General features: G+C 65.2%; 21 protein-coding genes and 2 pseudogenes. 9 read left to right on the plus strand and 14 right to left on the minus strand.

What is annotated here, in order from left to right:
* The first annotated feature begins 4 nt into the window (after positions 1–4).
* The 6 genes from trbK-alt (at position 5) to V5F53_RS09115 (ending at position 4,626) form a co-directional block, all read left to right on the plus strand.
* The gene (gene trbK-alt, locus V5F53_RS09090; RefSeq protein WP_393998270.1) at positions 5–274 is read left to right on the plus strand and encodes a putative entry exclusion protein TrbK-alt; all 270 of its coding nucleotides are present in this window, start codon (positions 5–7) and stop codon (positions 272–274) included.
* A gap of 3 nt (positions 275–277) precedes the next feature.
* Entirely contained in the window at positions 278–1,507 is a 1,230-nt protein-coding gene (gene trbL, locus V5F53_RS09095; RefSeq protein ID WP_393998271.1) for a P-type conjugative transfer protein TrbL, read from the plus strand.
* Positions 1,504–2,193 (plus strand): conjugal transfer protein TrbF, encoded by a 690-nt coding sequence (gene trbF, locus V5F53_RS09100; RefSeq protein ID WP_281809988.1) that lies wholly within the window; start codon positions 1,504–1,506, stop codon positions 2,191–2,193. Before trbL (V5F53_RS09095) ends, trbF (V5F53_RS09100) begins: the two co-directional genes overlap by 4 nt.
* A gap of 74 nt (positions 2,194–2,267) precedes the next feature.
* Positions 2,268–3,173 (plus strand): P-type conjugative transfer protein TrbG, encoded by a 906-nt coding sequence (trbG, locus tag V5F53_RS09105; protein WP_393998285.1) that lies wholly within the window; start codon positions 2,268–2,270, stop codon positions 3,171–3,173.
* Positions 3,170–4,351 (plus strand): TraB/TrbI/VirB10 family type IV secretion system protein, encoded by a 1,182-nt coding sequence (locus V5F53_RS09110; protein WP_393998272.1) that lies wholly within the window; start codon positions 3,170–3,172, stop codon positions 4,349–4,351. Before trbG (V5F53_RS09105) ends, V5F53_RS09110 begins: the two co-directional genes overlap by 4 nt.
* A 2-nt stretch (positions 4,352–4,353) precedes the next feature.
* Complete coding sequence (locus V5F53_RS09115; RefSeq protein WP_393998273.1) at positions 4,354–4,626, plus strand: DUF2274 domain-containing protein; 273 nt, start codon at positions 4,354–4,356, stop codon at positions 4,624–4,626.
* On the opposite strand, the gene V5F53_RS09120 is transcribed toward V5F53_RS09115, so the two are convergent.
* Together V5F53_RS09120 and V5F53_RS09125 are read right to left on the minus strand one after the other, a co-directional pair.
* On the minus strand, positions 4,586–5,503 hold the full coding sequence (locus V5F53_RS09120; RefSeq protein ID WP_332117000.1) for a LysR family transcriptional regulator: 918 nt from the start codon (positions 5,501–5,503) through the stop codon (positions 4,586–4,588). The genes V5F53_RS09115 and V5F53_RS09120 overlap by 41 nt on opposite strands.
* 341 nt (positions 5,504–5,844) lie before the next feature.
* Positions 5,845–7,158 (minus strand): site-specific integrase, encoded by a 1,314-nt coding sequence (locus V5F53_RS09125; protein ID WP_332116999.1) that lies wholly within the window; start codon positions 7,156–7,158, stop codon positions 5,845–5,847.
* Between the two features lie 532 nt (positions 7,159–7,690).
* Between V5F53_RS09125 and V5F53_RS09130 the strand changes: the two genes are divergently transcribed.
* Positions 7,691–8,608, plus strand: coding sequence for a LysR family transcriptional regulator (locus V5F53_RS09130; RefSeq protein ID WP_393998274.1), 918 nt, complete (start codon positions 7,691–7,693; stop codon positions 8,606–8,608).
* Here the strand turns inward: V5F53_RS09130 and V5F53_RS09135 are convergent.
* The 5 genes and pseudogenes from V5F53_RS09135 to trbL (V5F53_RS09155) all read right to left on the minus strand — a co-directional run.
* Positions 8,568–8,840 carry a DUF2274 domain-containing protein gene (locus tag V5F53_RS09135; RefSeq protein ID WP_132034523.1) on the minus strand — a complete coding sequence of 91 codons (273 nt, stop codon included), beginning with the start codon at positions 8,838–8,840 and terminating at the stop codon, positions 8,568–8,570. The two genes, V5F53_RS09130 and V5F53_RS09135, sit on opposite strands and share 41 nt — an antisense overlap.
* A 2-nt stretch (positions 8,841–8,842) precedes the next feature.
* On the minus strand, positions 8,843–10,024 hold the full coding sequence (locus V5F53_RS09140) for a TraB/TrbI/VirB10 family type IV secretion system protein (protein ID WP_393998275.1): 1,182 nt from the start codon (positions 10,022–10,024) through the stop codon (positions 8,843–8,845).
* A complete protein-coding gene (trbG, locus tag V5F53_RS09145) occupies positions 10,021–11,004 on the minus strand; it encodes a P-type conjugative transfer protein TrbG (RefSeq protein ID WP_393998276.1) in 984 nt (327 codons plus the stop codon). The genes V5F53_RS09140 and trbG (V5F53_RS09145) overlap by 4 nt, the downstream gene beginning before the upstream one ends.
* The gene (trbF, locus tag V5F53_RS09150; RefSeq protein ID WP_393998277.1) at positions 11,001–11,690 is read right to left on the minus strand and encodes a conjugal transfer protein TrbF; all 690 of its coding nucleotides are present in this window, start codon (positions 11,688–11,690) and stop codon (positions 11,001–11,003) included. Before trbF (V5F53_RS09150) ends, trbG (V5F53_RS09145) begins: the two co-directional genes overlap by 4 nt.
* Positions 11,687–12,733: pseudogene (trbL, locus tag V5F53_RS09155) on the minus strand (P-type conjugative transfer protein TrbL); the annotation flags it as partial. The gene trbF (V5F53_RS09150) and the pseudogene trbL (V5F53_RS09155), both read right to left, overlap by 4 nt.
* A 66-nt stretch (positions 12,734–12,799) precedes the next feature.
* Here trbL (V5F53_RS09155) and V5F53_RS09160 point away from each other — a divergent pair.
* The gene (locus V5F53_RS09160; RefSeq protein ID WP_509212946.1) at positions 12,800–13,624 is read left to right on the plus strand and encodes an IS5 family transposase; all 825 of its coding nucleotides are present in this window, start codon (positions 12,800–12,802) and stop codon (positions 13,622–13,624) included.
* Between the two features lie 15 nt (positions 13,625–13,639).
* On the opposite strand, the pseudogene V5F53_RS09165 reads toward V5F53_RS09160, so the two are convergent.
* From V5F53_RS09165 to V5F53_RS09195, 7 genes and pseudogenes are all read right to left on the minus strand, one after another.
* A pseudogene (locus tag V5F53_RS09165) lies at positions 13,640–13,825 on the minus strand (P-type conjugative transfer protein TrbL); the annotation flags it as partial.
* A 32-nt stretch (positions 13,826–13,857) separates the two neighbouring features.
* Positions 13,858–15,438 carry an AlbA family DNA-binding domain-containing protein gene (locus V5F53_RS09170; protein WP_393998708.1) on the minus strand — a complete coding sequence of 527 codons (1,581 nt, stop codon included), beginning with the start codon at positions 15,436–15,438 and terminating at the stop codon, positions 13,858–13,860.
* A gap of 13 nt (positions 15,439–15,451) precedes the next feature.
* The gene (gene trbE, locus V5F53_RS09175) at positions 15,452–17,692 is read right to left on the minus strand and encodes a conjugal transfer protein TrbE (RefSeq protein WP_393998710.1); all 2,241 of its coding nucleotides are present in this window, start codon (positions 17,690–17,692) and stop codon (positions 15,452–15,454) included.
* 13 nt (positions 17,693–17,705) lie between these two features.
* Positions 17,706–17,975 carry a VirB3 family type IV secretion system protein gene (locus V5F53_RS09180; protein WP_393998707.1) on the minus strand — a complete coding sequence of 90 codons (270 nt, stop codon included), beginning with the start codon at positions 17,973–17,975 and terminating at the stop codon, positions 17,706–17,708.
* Positions 17,975–18,307 (minus strand): TrbC/VirB2 family type IV secretion system protein, encoded by a 333-nt coding sequence (locus V5F53_RS09185; RefSeq protein WP_393998706.1) that lies wholly within the window; start codon positions 18,305–18,307, stop codon positions 17,975–17,977. Before V5F53_RS09185 ends, V5F53_RS09180 begins: the two co-directional genes overlap by 1 nt.
* Complete coding sequence (gene trbB / locus V5F53_RS09190) at positions 18,304–19,275, minus strand: P-type conjugative transfer ATPase TrbB (RefSeq protein ID WP_393998705.1); 972 nt, start codon at positions 19,273–19,275, stop codon at positions 18,304–18,306. Before trbB ends, V5F53_RS09185 begins: the two co-directional genes overlap by 4 nt.
* 177 nt (positions 19,276–19,452) lie before the next feature.
* A complete protein-coding gene (locus V5F53_RS09195; protein WP_393998704.1) occupies positions 19,453–20,352 on the minus strand; it encodes an HNH endonuclease in 900 nt (299 codons plus the stop codon).
* A gap of 208 nt (positions 20,353–20,560) precedes the next feature.
* Here V5F53_RS09195 and V5F53_RS09200 point away from each other — a divergent pair, with 208 nt between their 5' ends.
* Positions 20,561–21,676 carry a Fic family protein gene (locus V5F53_RS09200; protein ID WP_393998703.1) on the plus strand — a complete coding sequence of 372 codons (1,116 nt, stop codon included), beginning with the start codon at positions 20,561–20,563 and terminating at the stop codon, positions 21,674–21,676.
* Positions 21,677–22,288 lie beyond the last annotated feature (612 nt).

Consider the following 22,288-nt stretch of genomic DNA (forward strand, 5'->3'; position numbering starts at 1 on the left):
CGACATGGACGGAGCCATGCTTGCCCGGCTCGGCGCGGTGATCTTTGTGGCCATCGCCGGCACGGAGGCGGTCGTGGAGATGAACCAGGAAGAGAAGGCGCCGGTGCGTTCACCCACTCGGACGGTCGAGGCCGAGCGCGATCCTCTGCGCGATGAACAACGCCGCTGCCAGCAATTGGGAGAGGCTGCCGCGCAGGACACAGCGTGTCTGAAGGTCTGGGCGCAGACGCGGGACCGGTTCCTCGGGCTCACCGTGCCCAACGAAAGTCGCTGAGCCATGAACGGCACCGGCGTCATCGACACTTTCCTCGGGGTCTTCACCTCCTATATCGACAGCGGCTTCGGCCTCCTTGGTGGCGAGGTCGCATTCATCGCCACCACCCTCATCGTCATCGATGTGACGCTGGCGGCGCTGTTCTGGTCGTGGGGCGCTGATGACGACATCATCGCCCGGCTCATCAAGAAGACCCTGTTTGTCGGCGTCTTCGCCTACATCATCGGCAACTGGAACACCCTCGCCCGTATCGTCTTCGAGAGCTTTGCCGGGCTTGGGCTGAAGGGATCGGGCACGGCATTTTCCGTCAGCGACCTCATGCGTCCGGGCAAGGTGGCCCAGACCGGGCTCGATGCCGGCCGCCCTTTGCTCGACTCCATCTCCGACCTGATGGGTTGGGTCGCCTTCTTCGAGAACTTCATCCAGATCGCCTGCCTGCTGTTTGCCTGGGCGCTGGTTCTGCTCTCCTTCTTCATCCTCGCCGTCCAGCTCTTCGTCACGCTGATCGAGTTCAAGCTGACGACGCTCGCCGGCTTCGTGCTGATCCCCTTCGGCCTGTTCGGCAAGACCGCCTTCATGGCTGAACGGGTGCTGGGCAATGTCGTCTCCTCCGGCATCAAGGTCATGGTGCTCGCCGTCATCATCGGCATCGGCTCGACCCTGTTCGGCCAGTTCACCGCCGGCTTTGGCGGGCAGACGCCCACCATCGACGACGCCATGGCCATCGTGCTGGCCGCCCTTTCCCTGCTCGGCCTGGGCATCTTCGGTCCTGGCATTGCCGCCGGCCTTGTCTCCGGCGGGCCGCAGCTGAGCGCCGGGGCCGCCGTCGGCACCGGCCTCGCCGCCGGTGGCGCCCTGATGGCAGCGGGCGGTGCTGCCAGCCTCGCCGTCCGCGGCGGTGGCGCCGCGCTCTCGGCGACTGCGGCTGCTGCGCGGGGTGGAGCGACAGCCTACAGCATCGGTGCGGCCGGACAGTCCGGCATGGCGAGTGTCGCCTCGGGACTAGGAAGCGTCGCACGCGCCGCGGGCTCCGCCGCCGTGACCCCGCTGGCGAACGCCGTCAACGGCACGGCCTCGGCTTCCGCGGCCGGTGACGTGCCCGACTGGGCAAAGCGCATGAAGCGCAGCCAGTCCCTTCGCCACGGCGTTTCCGCCGCCGCCCATGCTGTGCGCTCCGGTGACAGCCATGCCAGCGGCTCTTCCGTCTCCCTGTCTGAGAGCGACCGCTCATGAGCCTCTTCAAGCGACCCGCGACCCATTACGGCACCTCGCCCGAGCCGGTCACGCCCTATCAAAAGGCGGCCCAGGTCTGGGATGAGCGCATCGGCTCGGCCCGTGTGCAGGCGAAGAACTGGCGGCTGATGGCCTTTGGCAGCCTGTTGATCTCGGCTGGCTTTGCCTCGGCACTGATCTGGCAATCGACGCGAGGTACCGTCGTGCCCTGGGTGGTCGAGGTGGATCGTCTCGGCCAGACGCAGGCCGTTGGACCCGCCACCGGCGACTATCGCCCAACCGATCCGCAGATCGCCTGGCATCTCGCTCGCTTCATCGAGCAGGTGCGCAGCCTGCCGGCCGATCCCGTCATCGTGCGGCAGAACTGGCTCAGGGCCTATGAGTTCACCACCGATCGCGGCGCCGCCGCGCTCAACGACTATGCCCGCGCCAACGATCCTTTTACCCGGGTCGGCAAGCAGCAGATCGCCGTCGAGGTCTCCAGCGTGATCCGGGCCTCGCCCGACTCCTTCCGTCTGGCCTGGGTCGAGCGGCGCTATGAGAACGGCCAGCTTGCCGCCACCGAGCGCTGGAGCGCGATCCTGACGCTGGTGATCCAGCCGCCACGTGATGCCGAGCGCCTGCGCACCAATCCGCTCGGCATCTATGTCAACGCCATCAGCTGGTCGCGGGAGATGAGCCAGTGAAGACGGCGATCCGTAAATCCGCATCTCCGGCTTTCCGCCTATCCGCCTTCGCGGTTCTCCTGCTCTCGGCGACGATGCTGGGCGGTTGCGCATCGGCACCGAAGCCGCCGCAGATCAGCTATGACAGTGACGTGCCGGCGCTGCCGGCGGCGCCTGCCCTCGTCACGGATGAGCGGCCGCGCCCGCTGCACATGCCGCCTGCCTGGACGCCGGCCAAGGGCGGCACGGATGCGAAAGCGCCCGTTGCCCGCGTCGAGAACGCCAATGCCGCCGCGCGGGTCGAACCCCGCCGCGAGGGCTATTACAACGCCATCCAGATCTATCCGTGGAGCGAGGGCGCGCTCTATCAGGTCTATGCCGCGCCCGGCCAGATCACCAACATCGCGCTGGAGCCGGGCGAGAGCCTGACCGGCAGCGGACCCATCGCGGCGGGCGACACCGCGCGCTGGATCATCGGCGACACCGAGAGCGGCGAGGGTGTGAACCGGCGCGTGCATGTGCTGGTGAAACCGACGCGGGCGGACATCTCCACCAACCTTGTCATCACCACAGACCGGCGCAGCTACATGATCGAGCTGCGCGCCGGCGAGAAGCCCTATATGCCGGCCGTCGCCTGGGCCTATCCGCAGGTTCCGGGAGCGCAGCGCGCCAGTGTTCCTGCGACGCCAATCATCCCGGCCATCACGGCCCGCAACTATCGATACGCGCTCTCCGGCGACACGCCGCCCTGGCGGCCGATGGCCGTCTATGACGATGGGCGTAAGGTCTATGTCGAGTTCCCGCGCGGGGTCATTCAGGGCGAGATGCCGCCGCTCTTCGTCATCGGCGCCGACGGCGAAGCGCAGATCGTCAACAGCCGCATCCACCAGAACATCCTGATCGTCGACCGCCTGTTCGGTGCCGCCGAGCTGCGCCTCGGTGGCGGCGAGCGTCCGCAGAAGGTGCGGATCGAGCGTACGGACGGGAGGCCGGCATCATGAGCAGCCCCGACAATCATGACCTCGAAGCGGATCTCGGCGCTCCGGCCACGGATCACGCCGCCGCCATGCGGCTGCGTCCCGCGCCGCCGCGCGTCACGCGCCTATCCCGCAAGGTGCTGGCCGGCGCCGGGCTGGTTGTCAGCCTCGGCATTGGTGGCGCGTTGATCTATGCGCTGCAGGGGCGCGACAAGGGCACCGGAGGTGAGGAGCTTTATTCCACCCAGAACCGCTCCACCGCCGACGGCCTTGCCGGCCTGCCGCGCGATTACACCGGCCCGATCCTGGGTCCGCCTCTTCCCGGCGATCTCGGCCGGCCGATCCTTGAAGCACAGAACCGCGGCCAGCCCGTCGTGCCGCCGACAATGACAGCGCCACAGGTCGATCCCGAGCAGCAGCGGCGTCTCACCGAGCAGGAAGCCGCGCGCACCAGCCGCGTATTCTTCCAGGCTGCGCAGGCTCGCGCGCCGGCGTCGTCAGTGACGGGTGCCTCCGGCTTCAACGGCCCTGGCTCGGCAGGAACGGGCGGCACGTCCTCACCCCAGGATCGCCAGCTTGCCTTCCTCAATGCCGCTGTCGATCGACGCGTCGTGGCGTCCGATCGCGTCATGGCGCCGGCGTCGCCTTATGTGCTGCAGGCCGGCGCTGTCATCCCCGCCGCGCTGATCACCGGCATTCGCTCAGACCTGCCCGGCCAGATCACCGCGCAGGTGACCGAGAACATCTATGACAGCCCGACCGGCAGAATCCTGATCATCCCGCAGGGGACCCGGCTGCTCGGCCAATACGACAATGGGGTCGGCTTCGGCCAGCGCCGCATTCTTCTGGTCTGGAACCGCCTGATTTTCCCCAATGGCCGCTCCATCGTGCTGGAGCGCCAGCCCGGCACGGATGCGCAGGGCTATGCAGGCGTTGAGGACGGCGTCGACATGCACTGGTGGGACCTCGCCAAGGCGGTCGGGCTCTCGACGCTGCTCTCCGTCAGCGCCGAGCTCGCCATGGATGATGAGGACGAACTGATCCAGGCGCTGCAGAGCGGGGCGCAGGACACCATCAACGATGCCGGCCAGGAGATCATCCGCCGGCAGTTGCGGGTCGCGCCGACCCTGACCATCCGGCCCGGCTTCCCGGTGCGGGTCATGGTCACCCGTGACTTGGTGCTCGAACCCTACAGGTACTGACCATGGCGAAGCTTAAACTCGGCCCCATCCCCAACGACAAGCCGGTGAAGGTGGCGCTTTCGCTGCCCGGCGCGCTGCACCGTGACCTTATCGCCTATGCCGAGGTGCTCGCGCGGGAAACCGGCGAACCGGTCCCGGAGCCTGTGAAGCTCATCGTGCCGATGCTCGAGCGCTTCATCGCCACCGATCGGGAGTTCGCCAAGGCGCGGCGCGAAGCAGGAAGTATTACGGGCATCAACGCGTCGCAGCCCGCTCCTGGGCCATCTTCCGTGTGAGGCTGAGCAAGGTGCGCACCGCCGGGTTGTCGTTTCTCAGTGAATAGATCACAGAGAACGGGATCACCTCGCCGGCGAGCGGCCGGTACACCACTTCCGGCAGGCTGATCACCGCCTCGGATTCCAGCACAGGGACGATCCCACGCCCCGTGGCGACGAGACCCAGAAGGCTATAGCGCGCGACTTGCTGCGTGCTGATGCGCGGCGAGATGTCGAGTTCCCGGAATTTGCGTTCAAGGAAGCCCCGCACCTCATTGCCGGAGCCCTCGGTTCGGACCAGAAAGGTTTCATCCGCGAGATCTCGCCAGGACAGCACATCCCTTTGGACCAGAGGATGAAGCCGCGGCAGCGCGAACAGGAGTGGTTCGCTCCAGGAGGACATCGCATCACAGTCCGGCCAGCTTTGCCGGCCCAGCACGAATGCGGCGTCGAGATCAAACCGCCGTATCGCGGCCGCGTGATTTTCGGCAGGCGCTTCGACAAAGTCGATATGAACGCCCGCATAGCGGCTGTCATAGGTCTGGAACAGGTCGCGTAGAAAGCCGGAGGACAGGTTGGAGAACAGGCCAACTTTAAGGTGGCCTTCCTCAGCACGCCCGAGCGCGGCCGCTTCCACGGTTGCCTCTCGGATTTGATCGAGGGCCTGCCGCGTGCGGTTCAGAAAACGCTGCCCCGCCAGAGTGAGGTTCACCCCGCTTGAGTGCCGGATGAACAGCGACACACCAATCTCGTCTTCAAGATCTCGCACGCTCCGGCTGATCGACGATTCCTTGACCTCAAGTGCCACCCCCGCCTTGCGGAAGCTTCCGTGCTCGGCGGCCGCCACGAAATAGCGCAGGTGGCGCAACTCGATAGAGGTGGAAAACGGCGCAGCCATCCGGGCTCCGGCGTGTTGAGTAGCTTTGGAAATTTCTACCGAAGGTTTCAAGAGAGGTCGAGCCCGATAAATGCGGCGCCACCCCTCCGCAACCGCCGCACCTTGGCGTCGCCTAAATCCAGGCGGTCACGCCCGTCACGTCGATGGGCGAGATGGGTAGCATCAAGGCTCTTCCCGGCATGGTCGGCGCAGTTGCCGACACGGTCCACAAAATTGGCGCGCCGGCGTCGATCTTGCCGCACGCGCTTTCAATCAAGCGGCTGCGGCGCTGGTCGACATCGTGGTCGGAGGCCTGTCGCAATCGCGTCTGTGGCTCATGGCTGTGCTCTGCCGGGACAGCTTTACGATTCTGACTGCGGCAGTCTCTGATCTGTCTCCCGCGACTGTCGCGCCCCACGTCGAGAAGGACGCGCGGCCGCCGCCTTGCCGTCGAGGACGTCGGCCATCTCGTCCGCGACGCGGTCAGCCGCGAGCCGCAGCGCCTCGTCGATATGGATATAGCGCTGCGTCACGCCGCGCGCCGCGTGGCCGAGCAGCGCCGCGATCGTCAGTTCGGAAAAGCCGAGGTCGCCGGCGACGCTCGCGAAGGTGTGGCGCAGGGTATGTGGGGTGACGTCCTCCAGCCGCGCCATTGCGCAGAGGCGATCGAGCACACGCACGATCCCGACGAAATGCCCTTCACCCCAGTCGGCCGGGAAGAAGAAGCGCGATCCGGCCTGTGGCTGAGCCAGCAGCAAGTCGACGGCGGCGCGGCCGATGACCCGCGTCTGCGCACCGCTCTTCGTGTCGGGAAATCGGATCGAGCCTTCCTCGTCATGGAGCCAGGCACGCTCCAAAGCGAGCCCCTCCATGCGGCGCAGACCCGTCATCAGGAAGAAGCGGATCGCCGCAAGGCCGGTCGGGTGCTCGCCGTCCTGCTCCGCTATCCGCATCGCCTTGCCGAGCTTCTCGATCTCGGAGCGGCTCAGCCGGCGGTCGCGTGGCGTACTGGCGAGGCGACGGACACCCTTTGCCGGATTGCTCGTGATTTTCCCCAGCCGCACCGCGTGCTCAAAAATGGAGTGCAGGGTCGACATGGTGCGTGCAGCGACCCCTTCGCCGCCTGTGGTGGCACCGCCGCGGCTACCGACGCGCGCTTTGGACGTCTTACCGGCCGCGATATCGGCCTGGGCACCTTCGATGTCGCCCAGCTTAAGCGTGTTTATGATCCGTTTGCCCAGCAGCGGCTTGATATGCGCATCAATTCGGCTGCGATCCATGGCAAGCGTCGACGCCTTGATAGGCCGGCGTCGCTTGCCAAGAATTCGTCCGGCCTCCGCCTCGGCCAGATACCAGTCGCAGACCGCACCGACGGTTAGATCGTCCGTTCGCGTGGCGGCCTCCTCCGGATCGCATCCCTTTGCGACCGCCATCAGGATGTCTCTTGCCGCGTCCCGCGCCTGCTCCACGGTCATGAGACCATACCGCCCGATGACCCTGCGGCGATGGCGTCCTTCCGGCGTTCGGTACTGCACGATGAAACTCTTGAGGCCCGCCGCGCTGACCCGCACGCCGAAGCCGCGCAACTCGCCATCCCAGAGGAACTGCTCAGAACCTTCGACCCCAACCTTGGAAGGTTTCAGAGCGTCCAAACGGCGCTTTGTGAGCTTTTCCATTTTATTCCAACCACTTATAGAAAATCTGCTTCCATTTTTCGCATTTTAACGCCTCCGGAAGCCGAATGGAAGCATTTGAAATCAAATCGTGGCGTCTAGGTGACGACGATCGGCGGGGCGCGTATGAGCTAACTGTCTGCCTTATAGTGAATTTTACAATTACGGCGAAGGATCGGATATCGCAGCGAACGGCTCTCGGGCACGTTGCCAAGGTTGGGGTCGAGGGTTCGAATCCCTTCGCCCGCTCCAAATTTTCCCAATAAAATCAGATAGTTAGCAAACGCCCTTCGGGGCGTTTTCTGCTTAGATTCTCCCTCGAACGCGACATTCTGAGCAGAATCTATGCTCCCGGAAGAAAATTCCCGGATGCCATGGCGTGCGTTCGGCAGCTTTCTAAGCGGCGACGCTGCACCGATGCGCTGCGCTTGGCGGCGCCCGGAACGGCTGCGATGCAAAGCCGGTCTGCAACTCTCGACGTAGCTGCAACTTTGAGTATCAATATCCAGAAGCTACTCAACACGCCGGAGCCCGGATGGCTGCGCCGTTATCGCCCTCGATCGAGTTGCGCCACCTGCGCTATTTCGTGGCGGCCGCCGAGCACGGAAGCTTCCGCAAGGCCGGGGTGGCACTTGAGGTCAGGGAATCGTCCATCAGCCGGAGCGTCCGGGATCTGGAGGATGAGATCGGCGTCTCACTGTTCATCCGGCATTCAAGCGGGGTGAACCTCACTCTGGCGGGGCAAAGGTATCTCAGCCGGACACGGCAGGCGCTGGATCAGATTCGCGAAGCCGGCGAGGAGGCTGCGGCGTTCGGCCGGGCGGAAGAAGGGCACCTGAGGGTTGGGCTGTTCTCGAACCTGTCCTCCGGCTTTCTGCGCGAGCTGTTCCAGACCTATGACAGCCGCTATGCGGGTGTTGACATCGACTTTGTCGAAGCGCCGGCCGAAAGCCACGCGGCCGCGATGCGGCGGTTTGATCTCGACGCCGCATTCGTGCTGGGCCGGCAAAGCTGGCCGGACTGTGATGCGATTTCCGCGTGGAGCGAACCACTCCTGTTCGCGCTGCCGCGGCTTCATCCTTTGGTCCAGAGGGATGTGCTGTCCTGGCGCGATCTCGTGGATGAGACCTTTCTCGTCCGCACCGAAGGCTCCGGTAATGAGGTGCGGGGTTTCCTTGAACGCAAATTCCGGGAACTCGACATCTCGCCGCGCATCAGCACGCAGCAGGTCGCGCACTATAGCCTTCTCGGTCTCGTCGCCACGGGGCGTGGAATCGTGCCGGTGCTTGAGTCGGAAACGGTCATCGGTCTGCCGGAGGTGGTGTTCCGCCCTCTCGCCGGCGAGGCGATCCCGTTCTCCGTGATTTACTCGACTCGCAACGACAACCCGGCGGTGCGCACCTTGCTCAGCCTCACACGGAAGATGACCCAGGAGCGGGCAGCGGCGCGCTGATCCTCGCAGCGCCGCCAGCCTCGCGGCGCGCCTTGGCGAACTCGCGATCGGTGGCGATGAAGCGCTCCAGCATGGGCACGACGAGCTTCACGGGATCATCGACCGGCTGGCCGGTTTCCCGCGCGAGCACCTCGGCATAGGCGACAAGATCGCGGTGCAGTGCGCCAGGCAATGACAGCGCCACCTTCACCGGCTTGTCGTTCGTGATCGGTCCGAGCTTCAGCTTCGCCATGGTCAGTACCTGTAGGGTTCGAGGACGAGGTCACGGGTGACCATGACCCGCACCGGGAAGCCGGGCCGGATGGTCACGGTCGGGGCGACCCGCAACTGCCGGCGGATGATCTCCTGCCCGGCATCGTTTATGGTGTCCTGCGCCCCGCTTTGGAGCGCCTGGATGAATGCATCCTGATCATCCATGGCGAGCTCGGCGCTGACGGAGAGCAGCGTCGAGAGGCCGATCGCCCTGGCGAGGTCCCACCAGTGCATGTCGACGCCGTCCTCGAGGCCGCCATAGCCCTGCACATCGGTGCCTGGCTGACGCTCCAGCACGATGGAGCGGCCATTGGGGAAGATCAGCCGGTTCCAGACCAGCAGGATGCGGCGCTGGCCGAAGCCGACGCCATTGTCGTATTGGCCGAGCAGCCGTGTGCCCTGCGGGATGATCAGGATGCGGCCGGTCGGGCTGTCATAGACGTTCTCGGTGACCTGGGCGGTAATCTGGCCCGGCAAGTCGGAGCGAATGCCGGTGATGAGCGCGGCGGGGATGACAGCGCCCGCCTGCAGCACATAAGGCGATGCTGGCGCCATGACGCGATCGGATGCGACCACGCGTCGATCGACGGCGGCATTGAGGAAGGCAAGCTGGCGATCCTGGGTCGAGGGGGCGCCCCCCGGTCCCGCTGCGCCAAGGCCGCTGAAGCCGGAAGCGCCCGTCACTGGCGCCGCCTGCGCGCGAGCCTGCGCCGCCTGGAAAAATACGCGACTGGTCCGCGCGGCTTCCTGTTCGGCAAGACGCCGCTGCTGCTCGGGATCAACCTGTGGCGCCGTCAGTGTCGGCGGCACGACGGGCTGGCCGCGGTTCTGCGCATCAAGGATAGGCCGGCCGAGATCGCCCGGCAGCGGCGGACCGAGGATCGGCCCGGTGTAGTCCCGTGGCAGGCCTGCAAGACCATCGGCGGTGGAGCGGTTCTGGGTGGAGTAGAGCTCCTCGCCGCCGGTGCCCTTGTCGCGCCCCTGCAGCGCATAGATCAGGGCGCCGCCTATGCCGAGGCTGACGACCAGCCCGGCGCCGGCGAGGACCTTGCGCGAGAGACGCGTGACGCGCGGCGGCTCGGGACGCAGCCGCATCGCCGCGGCGTGATCGGTGGTCGGAGCGCCGAGATCGGCCTCGAGGTCATGATTGTCGGGGTTGCTCATGATGCCGGCCTCCCGTCCGTGCGCTCGATCCGCACCTTCTGCGGATGCTCGCCGCCACCGAGGCGCAGTTCGGCCGCACCGAACAGCCGGTCGACGATCAGTATGTTCTGGTAGATGCGGCTGTTGACGATCTGCGCTTCCCCATCCGCCCCGATGACGAAGAGCGGCGGCATTTCGCCCTGGACGATGCCGCGCGGGAACTCGACATAGACCTTACGCCCGTCGTCATAGACGGCCATCGGCCGCCAGGGCGGCGTGTCGCCGGTGAGCGCGTAGCGATAGTTGCGGGCGGCGAAGCTCGGGATGACCGGCGTCGGAGGAACACTGGGGCGCTGCGCTCCCGGAACCTGCGGATAGGCCCAGGCGACAGCCGGCATATAGGGCTTTTCGCCAGCCCGCAGCTCGATCATATAGCTGCGCCGGTCGGTGGTGATGACGAGGTTGGTGGAGATGTCCGCCCGTGTCGGTTTCACCAGCACATGCACGCGCCGGCTCACACCGTCGCCGCTCTCCGTGTCGCCGATGATCCAGCGGGCGGTGTCGCCTGCGGCGATCGGTCCGCTGCCGGTCAGGCTCTCGCCCCGCTCCAATGCAATGTTGGTGATCTGGCCGGGCGCGGCATAGACCTGATAGAGCGCGCCCTCGCTCCAGGGGTAGATCTGGATGGCGTTGTAATAGCCGTCGCGGCGCGGCTCCACGCGGGCCGCCGCATTCGCGTTCTCGACGCGGGCAACGGGCGTTTTAGCGTCCGTGCCGCCCTTGGCCGGCGTCCAGGCGGGAGGCGTATGGAGCGGGCGCGGACGCTCATCCATGACGACGGCGGGCACTGCTGGCAGCGCCGGAACGTCACTGTCATAGCTGATCTGCGGCGGCTTCGGCGCCGAGGCGCAACCGCCAAGTGCGCTTGCGGAGAGCAGGAGAACCACAAAGGCGGATTGGCGCAGAGCCGGAGATGCGGGTTTACGGAAAGACGTTTTCACTGGCTCATCTCCCGCGACCAGCTGATGGCGTTGACATAGATGCCGAGCGGATTGGTGCGCAGACGCTCGGCATCGCGCGGCGGCTGGATCACCAGGGTCAGGATTGCGCTCCAGCGCTCGGTGGTGGCGAGCTGGCCGTTCTCGTAGCGGCGCTCGACCCAGGCGATGCGGAATGAATCCGGGGAGGCCCGGATCACGCTGGAGACCTCGACCGCGATCTGCTGCTTGCCCACCCGCGTGAATGGATCATTGGCGCGGGCATAGTCGTTGAGCGCGGCAGCGCCCCGATCGGTGGTTAACTCATAGGCCCGAAGCCAGTTCTGCCGCACAATCACCGGATCGGCCGGCAGGCTGCGCACCTGCTCGATGAAGCGGGCAAGATTCCAGGCAATCTGCGGATCGGTCGGGCGATAATCGCCGGTGGCGGGGCCAATGGCCTGCGTCTGTCCAAGACGATCCACCTCGACCACCCAGGGCACGACCGTACCCCTCGTCGACTGCCAGATCAGCGCCGAGGCAAAGCCGGCCGAGAGCAACAAGCTGCCAAAGGCCATTAGCCGCCAGTTCTTGGCCTGCACACGGGCCGAACCGATGCGCTCGTCCCAGACTTGTGCTGCCTTCTGATAGGGCGTGACCGGCTCGGGCGAGGTGCCGTAATGGGTCGCGGGTCGCTTGAATAGGCTCATGTGCGGTCGCTCTCATTGAGGGAGACGGAAGAGCCGCCGGCATGGCTGTCACCGGAGCGCACAGCATGGGCGGCGGCGGAGACGCCATGGCGAAGCGACTGGCCGCGCTTCATGTGCTTGGCCCAGTCGGGCACGTCATCGGCCGAGGAAGCCGAGGCCGTGCCGTTGATGGTGTTCGCCAGCGGTGACACGGCGGCGGAGCCTGCGGCGCGCGCGACGCCTCCCAGTCCCGAGGCGACACCCGCCATGCCGGACTGGCCCGCGGAACCAAGGCTGTAGGCGGTCGCTCCACCTCGCGCCGCAGCCGCCGTCGCCGAGAGGGCGGCCCCGCCGCCCCGGACTGCGAGGCTGGCGGCACCGCCAGCGGCCAGCATGGCGCCACCGGCGGCGAGGCCGGTGCCGACCGCAGCGCCTGCGCTCAGCTGCGGGCCACCGGAGACAAGGCCGGCGGCAATGCCGGGACCAAAAATGCCGAGACCGAGCAGCGATAGCGCAGCCAGCACGATGGCCATCGCGTCGTCGATGGTCGGCGTCTGTCCCCCGAACCCCGCGGTGAACTGGCCGAACAGGGTCGAGCCAATGCCGATGATGACGGCGAGCACCATGACCTTGATGCCGGAGGACACGACATTGCCCAGCACCCGCTCGGCCATGAAGGCGGTCTTGCCGAACAGGCCGAAGGGGATCAGCACGAAGCCGGCGAGCGTCGTCAGCTTGAACTCGATCAGGGTGACGAAGAGTTGGACGGCGAGGATGAAGAAGGAGAGCAGCACCAGCGCCCAGGCAAACAGCAGGCAGGCGATCTGGATGAAGTTCTCGAAGAAGGCGACCCAGCCCATCAAATCGGAGATGGAGTCGAGCAAGGGACGGCCGACATCGAGCCCGGTCTGCGCCACCTTGCCGGGACGCATGAGGTCGCTGACGGAAAATGCCGTACCCGAGCCCTTCAGCCCCAGCCCGGCAAAGCTCTCGAAGACGATGCGGGCGAGGGTGTTCCAGTTGCCGATGATATAGGCGAAGACGCCGACGAACAGGGTCTTCTTAGAGCCCGTTTGGAAATTCGTTATCCAGGGATTCCTGTTTGTCCGTGCTTATGATTCAAGCTGTGGATGTGGACAGCAGAACAGCGGGACCGGATGGCCAGGATCGCCCGGAAGACGAAACGCTATCCGTCGGATCTGACGGATGAAGAATGGGAGCGGATGGCGCCGTTGATGCCGGCTCCCGGACGCCGGGGGCGGCCCCGCGAGGTGGAGTTCCGGGAAGTCATCAATGCGGTGCGCTATCTGGTGCGTTCAGGCGGCGGCTGGCGGATGCTGCCGATCCATTTCGGTCACTGGCGCACGGTCTATGGCTGGTTCCGCGAACTGGCGCGCCGCTTCCTGTTCCAGACCATCCACGATGTCGAACTGATGCTCGACCGCGAGCGGGCGGGGCGTGAAGCGAGCCCGACGGGGGCGGTGATCGACAGCCAGACGATCAAGGCGCCGCAAGCCGAAGCCAGGGGATACGATGCCGGCAAGAAGATCGTCGGGCGCAAGCGCCACATTGCGGTCGACACCGACGGGCGGCTCCTGATGGTCCATCTGACGACCGCAGACATTTCCGACAGCGCCGGGGCACAGATGATCCTCGATGCGATCCGCAAGCGCTGGCCGTGGGTGAAGCACCTCTTCGCCGACGCCGCCTACGACCGGCTCACGCTCATGGACAAGGCGGCCTATCTCGCCTTCGTCGTCGAGATCATCCGCCGCCGCGATGGCGTGCAGGGCTTCGAAGTCCTGCCGCGCCGCTGGGTCGTCGAGCGCACGTTCGGCTGGATGACCCGATGGCGCCGCCTTGTGCGTGACTATGAGCGCCGCATCGACGTCTCAACCGCCACGATCCTCGTCGCCATGGGCGCAAATCTGGCCCGGAGAAATGCACATCCCTGAATTTCCAAACGGGCTCTTAATGAGCCGGGCGATGATGTCGTCATCAGCGCCCCACGACCAGAACAGCGCCGCCAGCGTCACGTCGATGACGATGAGCGTGGTGGCGATGAAGGCGACCTCGCCGCCAAGCAGGCCGAAGCCGCTGTCGATATAGGAGGTGAAGACCCCCAGGAAAGTGTCGATGACGCCGGTGCCGCCCATCTCAGCGGCCTTCGGTCGGCGCGTTGTGGTCGCTATTTCTCCCCTTTTGGCCGCCACAACAGTTCATCTAGACGGCAAGCGGCTCGAAAGATCGCGCTGCGGAGATTGCCGTTGCCTGAGGTTTGAGGTGTGGCGCGCTCGAAGCATCTCAGCAGGACGGAAAGGATGTCTTGTGGATTGGGCGTATCGTCCGGGAGGCCCTGCACCGCCAGTGCGAACTTGTGAGCCTCTGAATCATTGCCCGGCTCATCAATTTGTCCGGCAGCGAGTGCCTTGACGATCTGCTTCGGCTTGCCAGCATTCACCTTGTATGCGCTCTTCTTGCCGCTCAGCCTCTCTATTGCTGCGGCGCGATGCGTCGGCTGGCTCGCGGGCTCTTTCGCCAGGAGGTCCACCGCGTCGCTTACCGACAAGCCCGCTTGGTCAATGTAAAACCAAATGGGTTGCCACTCGCGATTGGAATGTGCTGAGTGTGCAAGGTAAGCATCGGGGTGCCCGACCTTCTCACGGCTCAAACAATTCCGAAGCACAGCATCGGGCGTGATCGGCCCGCGAACGATGTTTGGCTTGACCGCAGCCCCGTCAACGGTCACGTCGCCGACCAGCTTCAGCGTCGGCGCGCCAGCCATCTCATCGAACTCGCCTTCTCGGATAAAATTAATCTGGTTGAGCAAGTCCTGATCGATCAAAATCGGCCGCTTCCCATCGTCCAAAACGCCCTTTTCCAAGTCGGCAATCAAGGCGCGCGCCGGACCAAGGGCAAGCAACCGCTCGACCAACGGAAGCACGTCCAGACGGGACGCTGCGTCTCGCGCATCGAGAATGGTGCGAAGGTCGCTGTACTTGATGCGCTCGCAGCTTCCTGTATATCGAAAGAAAATATCGCCCTCCTTTAATATTTTTCCATCTCCAGTACGCACGATGACTGGGCGCCCCGGATGCTGCTCAACATGCATCACACCAATGGTCTTGCCCCCCACAACGGCGGTGACTGTGAGCACGTTCGGCGTCGGGTCTAGATAGGACCGAATTAGTTTCGTGAAGTTCGCCGGATCGGCTTTCACGAACTCATCGTTGATGAGGCCGGTGACGGCATAGCTCTTGTCGCTCTCGGCTGTCGCTGCACCATCCTTGTCGTGGACGCCAAAGAAGATGTAACCGCCTCGGTTGTTGGCAAGCGCGGCGATGGCACGAATCCATTCGTGGCAATGCCTGAATCCGAAGCTCGTCTTGCACTCATGCTGATCGGTTTCACCGCTGGTCAGCCGCCATGTTCCGCTCGCATCCGCCGCGAACTGGCTTGCGATAACATCACTATGGAGTGGGCCTTTTGGCCCTTCGTTCGGCGGGGGCGAAGCTATGGCTGTCGGGATGCCCACAGCAGCTATGTGCCCTTCCGGTTTGGGCGCGGCGATGAAGGCGTCCAAGTCGGCATCGGTCGCTTGCGGCACTTCCGCACCATAGGATCCGTCCCGGATTTGCGAGATTCGGCCCGAGTTAACCGCGCGATCCGGGCGATTGAAGAAGAACTGGACATCCTTGTTCTTCATGCCCCGTGCGAGCATGGCTTTGATCAGCCCGATTTCCTGATCCGTGATGCTGCGCTTGGGCATCGTTCAACCCTACTTATTGAAAATCAAATGGCCTATCCTCCTGATGATTGAATCTCCTCCCTTGTGCAACCGTTAAGGATATCCGCATCGGGCCGAAGCGGCGATAGATGGCGGTGATCTGCGGCTCGATGGCCCGCTCATTGGGGAGCAGAAGGCGTGTCGGGCAGCTCTCGATGATCGCCGGGGCAATGGCGCTGCCATCAATATCTGAGAGCGACTGCGTGGCGAAGATGACGGAGGCGTTCTTCTTGCGCAGGGTCTTCAGCCATTCCCGCAGCTGGCCGGCGAAACCCTGATCGTCCAGCGCCAGCCAGCCTTCATCGATGATGATGAGGGTCCGTGATCCGTCGAGCCGGTCCTCGATCCGATGGAACAGATAGGCGAGCACCGCAGGCGCGGCCTCCGTCCCTATCAATCCCTCGGTCTCGAAGGCTTGGACCGTGGCCGAACCCAGATGCTTGCTCTCCGCATCCAGCAACCGGCCCCATGCGCCGCCAAGGCAATAGGGACGCAGTGCCTGCTTCAGATCGTTGGACTGTAGGAGGACGCAGAGGCCTGTCAGCGTGCGCTCCTCGGCCGGCGCGGAGCCGAGCGAGGTCAGCGCCGTCCAGATGTGCTCCTTCACCTGCGGCGTGATGGGGACGCCTTCGCGGGTGAGGATGGCGTTCAGCCAGTCGGCGGCCCAAGCGCGCTCCGCGGCTTCATCGATGCGCGCAAGCGGCTGAAGCGACACACTCTCCGCACTCCCCTCGCTGAGGCCGCCGCCGAGATCGTGCCAGTCCCCGCGCATGGCAAGCGCCGCAGCCCGGATCGAGCCGCCGAAGTCGAAGGCGAAAACTTGGGCTCTCGGATATCGCCGGAACTGCAGCGCCATCAGCGCCAGCAGCACAGACTTTCCCGCGCCGGTCGGGCCGACGACGAGGGTATGGCTGACATCGCCGACATGGAGGCAGAATCGGAACGGGGTCGAGCCCTCGGTCTTGCCGAACAGCAGCGGCGGTGCATCGAAATGCACGTCGCGGCTCTCGCCGGCCCACACCGCTGACAGCGGGATCATGTGCGAGAGATTGAGCGTCGAGATCGGCGGCTGGCGGACATTAGCGTAGACGTGCCCGGGCAAGCTGCCGAGCCAAGCGTCCACGGCATTGATGGTCTCGGTCATCACCGTGAAGTCGCGACCCTGGATGATTTTCTCGACCCGCCGCAGCTTCTCGTCGGCAATGCGGGGATCGGCATCCCACAGCGTAACGGTCGCGGTGACATAGGCGATGCCGGCATGGTCCGCGCCAAGTTCCTGCAGCGCGAGGTGGGCATCTTCAGCCTTGTTTGCGGCATCCGAGTCCACGAGGACGGAGGCCTCATTGGTCATGACCTCCTTCAGGATGGCGGCAATGGATTTGCGCTTGGCGAACCACTGGCGACGGATCCTGGTGAGCAGCCGGACCGCATCCGCCTTGTCGAGCAGGATCGCCCGGGTCGACCAGCGATAGGGAAAGGCCAGGCGGTTCAGCTCATCAAGTAGGCCGGGCGTCGTCACCGTCGGAAAGCCGGTGATGGTCAGCACCCGCAGATGCTGGTCGCCAAGGCGTGGCTCCAGCCCGCCCGTGAGCGGCTGGTCAGCCAGCAGCGCGTCGAGATAGATCGGCGTTTCCGGTACACGGACACGGTGCCGGTGCGTCGAGAGGCAGCTGTGCAGGTAGGTCAGCGTTTCGCCGTCATCGAGCCAGCGGCATTCCGGCATGAAGGCGTCGATGAGGTTGAGGAGCCGATCGGTTCGGTCGGCAAAGCCACGCAACGTCTCATGGGGATCAAGGCTCGCCTTGTCACGCCCCTCATAAAGCCAACCTTCGGTGCGCGCCGCGTCCTCGGCCGGCGGAAGGAAGGTAAAAGTCAGAAAATAGCTCGACTCGAAATGGCTTCCGGCCTCTTCAAAGTCCGCCCGCCGCTCGGCATCGACCAGAGCGGAGGCGGCATCGGGGAAGGCGCTCGCCGGATAGGTCGCGGCGGCATGGCGCTGCGCCTCCACAAAGATCGCCCATCCCGAGCCGAGGCGGCGGAAGGCGTTGTTCAGCCGCCCGGCGACCGCGACCAGCTCGGCGGGCACGGCGCTGTCGAGGTCCGGCCCGCGAAAACGCGCCGTGCGCTGAAACGAGCCGTCCTTGTTCAGCACGATGCCGGGCGCGACCAGCGCTGCCCAAGGCAGGAAATCGGCAAGGCGGCGGTTGCGGCTGCGATATTCGGCGAGGTTCATCATCATGGCACCCCGCTCAGACCGAGAGGTGCGCGGGGATGCGCAGATGCCGACGCACCACCTCCACGAAGAGCGGATCACGCTTCGCCGCCCACACCGCCGCGACATGGCCGATCATCCCGATGGCGAGACCGAACAGCCACAGGCGCAGGCCGAGACCCACGGCCCCGGCAAGCGTGCCATTGACGATGGCGATGGCGCGCGGCGCGCCGCCGAGCAGGATCGGCTCGGTCAGCGCCCGGTGGACCGGAACGCTGAAGCCGGGGACGTCGATCGGCTCCGCCATCAGACGAGCGCTCCGCCGCCGAAGGAGAAGAACGACAGGAAGAAGCTCGAGGCGGCGAAGGCGATCGACAGGCCGAACACGATCTGGATCAGCCGGCGAAAGCCGCCCGACGTGTCGCCGAAGGCCAGCGCCAGCCCGGTCGAGATGATGACGATGACGGCGATGATCTTGGCGACGGGGCCTTCGATCGATTGAAGGATGGATTGCAGCGGCGCCTCCCACGGCATGGACGAGCCGGAGGCGTGAGCGCTGGCCATGGCCATCAGGCTGATGCAGGTGACAGACGCGGCCAGCCGGGCTGCGCTGCCGGCGCGATGGAGCGATCGGATCATGTGGGATCTCCGGTGATGACAGGGGTGACGCGGTAGTCGCCATCGGGGCCAAGGCCCTCGACATGAGCGAGTTCGGTGAGCCGGCGCGCCGCGCCGCGGCCCGAGAGCACGGCCACGAGACTGATGGTCTCGGCGATCAGCGCGCGCGGGACGGTGACGACGGCTTCCTGGATGAGCTGTTCCACCCGCCTCAGCGCGCCGAGCGCGCTGCCGGCATGGATGGTGCCGATGCCGCCGGGATGGCCGGTGCCCCAGGCCTTCAGGAGGTCGAGCGCCTCCGCGCCGCGCACCTCGCCAATGGGGATGCGGTCGGGACGCAGCCGAAGCGCCGAACGGACGAGGTCCGAGAGCGAGGCGACGCCGTCCTTGGTGCGCAGGGCGACGAGGTTCGGCGCCGCGCATTGCAGCTCGCGTGTATCCTCAATGAGAACAACGCGATCGGAGGTCTTCGCGACCTCGGCGAGGAGCGCATTGGTCAGCGTCGTCTTGCCCGTCGAGGTGCCGTCGGCCACTAGGATGTTGGTGCGGGACGCAATGCCCCGGCGCAGCGCATGGGCCTGTCCGCCGGACATGATCCCGGCGCGGACATAGTCCTCCAGCGTGAACACCGCGACGGCGGGCTTGCGGATGGCAAACGTCGGGGCCGCCACGACCGGCGGCAGCAGGCCCTCGAACCGTTCTCCCGTCTCGGGCAGCTCGGCTGAAACCCGCGGGGCGCCCGCATGCACCTCCGCGCCGACATGGTGGGCGACGAGCCTAACAATGCGCTCGCCGTCAGCGGGCGAGAGCCGCCCACCCGTGTCTGACAGTCCCTCCGAGAGCCGGTCGATCCACAGCCGCCCGTCCGGGTTCAGCATCACCTCGACGACGGCCGGGTCTTCCAGATGCCGGGCGATCGCCGGACCCAGCGCCGTGCGCAGCATCCGCGCGCCGCGGGCAAAACCCTGATGATGATGTGATGCCGCCATCTGCCCCCCGACGATGCCGGGGAACAGACGATCTCATCCCGGTCGGGGATGATTAAAAGAGCCCGATATTGGGCCGGTTCAACAGGATTCGATCCGCGTCGCAGCGTGGCGTGCAATGACAGGCGAACGGCGGAAACGGCTGTCCGGTTATCGGAAGCGGCATAGGGAGCCTCCGCTTCAAGGTTTGAAACAATGCTCCCTGTGCCAGCGCAGGAAATGGGGATGGGGCCGCTCGATCAGCCTGCGGGGCGCGATGGCGCGGCCGTCTTTATTGATGAAGGCGCGCACGCCATCGGGATCGTTGGTCTGCCGGGAAATGAGAATATCCAGATCATCCGAGAGGCTGATCAGCCCGCGATCGAACATCCAGTGGGCCGTACCCGACAGCGCCAGCCCGTTGCTGACGATGTCGGGGCCATTCGCTTCCACCGGGCGGATATGCGCTGCGGCCACCTCGGCACGCCCGCCGCCATTGATCAGCTTGAGCCCGCTAATGGCACAGCGCTCGTCATAGGCGCGCAGCACGACGCGCCGGAAGATGCGGTCGCGGACGATGCGAGAGGACAGAGTGTCGACGCGCTCGCGGGGCTGCTCGAACGCGAATGGCGCCTGTTCTTCTTCAAAGCCTGAGAGGGACGCACCCTCGTCGACGCGGGGCAGCAGCGGCTCGCTGTCATTCAGCCCGAGAGTGACGATCCGGTTGAAATCGTCCCGCGAGAGTGGACGCACGGCGGCTTGCGCACGCCCTGAAATGCGCCCGTCCGCGTTCAGCACACCGCGTTCGACCACGCCATCCGCATCGGTGAACGGCACCGGGCTGGCAAAATCCATATAGCTGCCCGGTTCGATGAGGGCGAGATACATACCCGGAGCGGTGGGATCGGGAACGACGCGCTGGACCCTGGCGATCGCGAAATAGCCGCGGGTCTCCGCCACTTTCCGGGGTTCGTAATAAACGATCCAGTCCCCTACGCAGGCCTCGACCCGCCCCAGATATGGGCGCGGGAACTGATACCGCTCAGCCGGGCTATCGTCATAGATCGAGTCCGAGCGGTGAATGAAAACGCCGAATCCCATGTGCCATCCCTGATCCCCATTCGATCGTATCGCAGATTGGAAAGCACTCGGCAGCAGGTGGACCTTTCATCCCTTGGTCGCGCGCGTCACGTTATCGACCCGGCATCACGCTCTCAGTTCTCCTTCGCACTACCGTGAGCGATAGGACGGCTATCTATCGATCATGATTCCGCTATTATGTGAGCTATAGAGAGGAATTCTATCGCTCATGGTGTGGAACTGGACGCAGCCCGGCTGGCCGCATTTTGCCTATGATCCGGTTGCCCTCGAACCGCTGGAGCGGCGGTTCCTGCTGCTCACCGGCGAGGTGATCGGTGCGGTCCGGCATGTGAGCGAGGGCGAGCGGGACCTGCTGCGGATCGAACTCCTCAGCGATGAGGCGGTCAAGACCAGCGCGATCGAAGGGGAGACGCTGGATCGCCTCAGCGTGCAATCCTCCCTGCGCCGTCAGCTCGGCCTCGACACCGACAATCGCAACGTGAAGCCGAAGGAGCGGGGCATCGCGGAGATGATGGTGGATCTCTACCGGAGCTGGGCCGACCCCCTCGACGCCGACACGCTGTTCCGCTGGCACCGCATGCTGATGGCGGACAGCCGGCATCTGGAGACCATCGGCGGCTACCGTCGCCATGAAGACGCGATGCAGATCGTGTCCGGCCGCCAGGATCGGCCGACCGTGCATTTCGAGGCGCCTCCATCCCCTCGGGTTCCGGACGAGATGGCCGCCTATCTCACCTGGTTCAATGGCTCGGCCCCGGACGGGGACGCGCCCTTGCCGGCACTTACCCGGGCCGGGATCGGACATCTTTATTTCGAGAGCATCCATCCCTTCGAGGACGGCAACGGCCGTGTAGGCCGAACACTCGCGGAAAAGTCCCTGGCCCAGAACATCGGCCAGCCGACGCTGATCGCGCTCGCCCATACCATCGAGCAGCATCGCAAGGCCTATTACGATCAGCTCGAGGTCCATCAGCGGACGCTCGATGTCACGGACTGGCTGGTCTATTTTGCCGAAACGATCATCGCGGCCCAGCAGACGACGCTAAGCCGCGTCGCCTTCCACATCGCCAAGGCGCACTTCTACGATCGCTTCCGCGACAGGATGAACGAACGGCAGGAGAAGGTGATCGCCCGCCTGTTCCGCGAGGGCCCCGGTGGCTTCACGGGCGGCCTGAGCGCGGAAAACTACCTCGCGATCACCGGCACCTCACGCCCCACCGCCACACGCGACCTGCACGATCTGGTGGAACAAGGCGCCCTGACGCGAAGCGGCGAGCGCCGATACACGCGCTACCATCTGAACCTGCACGGTGTGGCTGTATAGTTAAGGGCGGCAAAGTCAGTGGCGCAACCGTTCTGTCCTTTCGATAGCCCAGGGGGCATCCACTTCAACCTGCAGGATGCGCCATAAGCGGAAGGTCGCAGCGGCTATCACGAATAGCCGGTTTGGGGCCGTCTTCGGACGGTCAGCTATCCGGTCGCGAATGCAGTTTATCTGCCCCTCTAGGTGTTTGATCCCAGGCTTTGAAGTCGGGCCGGCGAACGACCGCCATCGCGCGCAAAGCTGACGTCGCTGCAAGCGACGTCGAGGGGCCGCTTCGGGTCAACTGAAGACAAAAAGAAGGCGCGGGGGCGAGCCGCTGGTGGGCAGCTTTGGCGCCGCATTGCCTCTTGGGGAGCTTGGCTGGGCATCGTGGCACTGGAGTTCCGTTGAGGATGTGGCCGAAACCCGTCGCCTCAAGGACTTCCGGTGCGTCCATACCCGGCTGGCCGCCAACCTGCTCTCCGCTGCGGCGCTCGCAACCACTCTCGCCTTCTGACTTTGATCGAGTCTCGACCTTAAGGCATTGAAAAATTTGGTGCCGCTAAAGGGACTCGGCCACCTGTCTTGGCCATGAACGGGTTACAAGAGGCCAAGCCGCCAGGCGACGGGATC

The sequence above is a fragment of the Xanthobacter cornucopiae genome (genome assembly GCF_043195065.2).
GTDB lineage: Bacteria > Pseudomonadota > Alphaproteobacteria > Rhizobiales > Xanthobacteraceae > Xanthobacter.

Bases quoted from the DNA above. Each gene is read 5' to 3' on its own strand.
- trbK-alt (WP_393998270.1), top strand. From the start codon at position 5: ATGGACGGAGCCATGCTTGCCCGGCTCGGCGCGGTGATCTTTGTGGCC.
- trbL (WP_393998271.1), top strand. From the start codon at position 278: ATGAACGGCACCGGCGTCATCGACACTTTCCTCGGGGTCTTCACCTCC.
- trbF (WP_281809988.1), top strand. From the start codon at position 1,504: ATGAGCCTCTTCAAGCGACCCGCGACCCATTACGGCACCTCGCCCGAG.
- trbG (WP_393998285.1), top strand. From the start codon at position 2,268: ATGCTGGGCGGTTGCGCATCGGCACCGAAGCCGCCGCAGATCAGCTAT.
- V5F53_RS09110 (WP_393998272.1), top strand. From the start codon at position 3,170: ATGAGCAGCCCCGACAATCATGACCTCGAAGCGGATCTCGGCGCTCCG.
- V5F53_RS09115 (WP_393998273.1), top strand. From the start codon at position 4,354: ATGGCGAAGCTTAAACTCGGCCCCATCCCCAACGACAAGCCGGTGAAG.
- V5F53_RS09120 (WP_332117000.1), bottom strand. From the start codon at position 5,503: ATGGCTGCGCCGTTTTCCACCTCTATCGAGTTGCGCCACCTGCGCTAT.
- V5F53_RS09125 (WP_332116999.1), bottom strand. From the start codon at position 7,158: ATGGAAAAGCTCACAAAGCGCCGTTTGGACGCTCTGAAACCTTCCAAG.
- V5F53_RS09130 (WP_393998274.1), top strand. From the start codon at position 7,691: ATGGCTGCGCCGTTATCGCCCTCGATCGAGTTGCGCCACCTGCGCTAT.
- V5F53_RS09135 (WP_132034523.1), bottom strand. From the start codon at position 8,840: ATGGCGAAGCTGAAGCTCGGACCGATCACGAACGACAAGCCGGTGAAG.
- V5F53_RS09140 (WP_393998275.1), bottom strand. From the start codon at position 10,024: ATGAGCAACCCCGACAATCATGACCTCGAGGCCGATCTCGGCGCTCCG.
- trbF (WP_393998277.1), bottom strand. From the start codon at position 11,690: ATGAGCCTATTCAAGCGACCCGCGACCCATTACGGCACCTCGCCCGAG.
- V5F53_RS09160 (WP_509212946.1), top strand. From the start codon at position 12,800: ATGTGGACAGCAGAACAGCGGGACCGGATGGCCAGGATCGCCCGGAAG.
- V5F53_RS09170 (WP_393998708.1), bottom strand. From the start codon at position 15,438: ATGCCCAAGCGCAGCATCACGGATCAGGAAATCGGGCTGATCAAAGCC.
- trbE (WP_393998710.1), bottom strand. From the start codon at position 17,692: ATGATGAACCTCGCCGAATATCGCAGCCGCAACCGCCGCCTTGCCGAT.
- V5F53_RS09180 (WP_393998707.1), bottom strand. From the start codon at position 17,975: ATGGCGGAGCCGATCGACGTCCCCGGCTTCAGCGTTCCGGTCCACCGG.
- V5F53_RS09185 (WP_393998706.1), bottom strand. From the start codon at position 18,307: ATGATCCGATCGCTCCATCGCGCCGGCAGCGCAGCCCGGCTGGCCGCG.
- trbB (WP_393998705.1), bottom strand. From the start codon at position 19,275: ATGGCGGCATCACATCATCATCAGGGTTTTGCCCGCGGCGCGCGGATG.
- V5F53_RS09195 (WP_393998704.1), bottom strand. From the start codon at position 20,352: ATGGGATTCGGCGTTTTCATTCACCGCTCGGACTCGATCTATGACGAT.
- V5F53_RS09200 (WP_393998703.1), top strand. From the start codon at position 20,561: ATGGTGTGGAACTGGACGCAGCCCGGCTGGCCGCATTTTGCCTATGAT.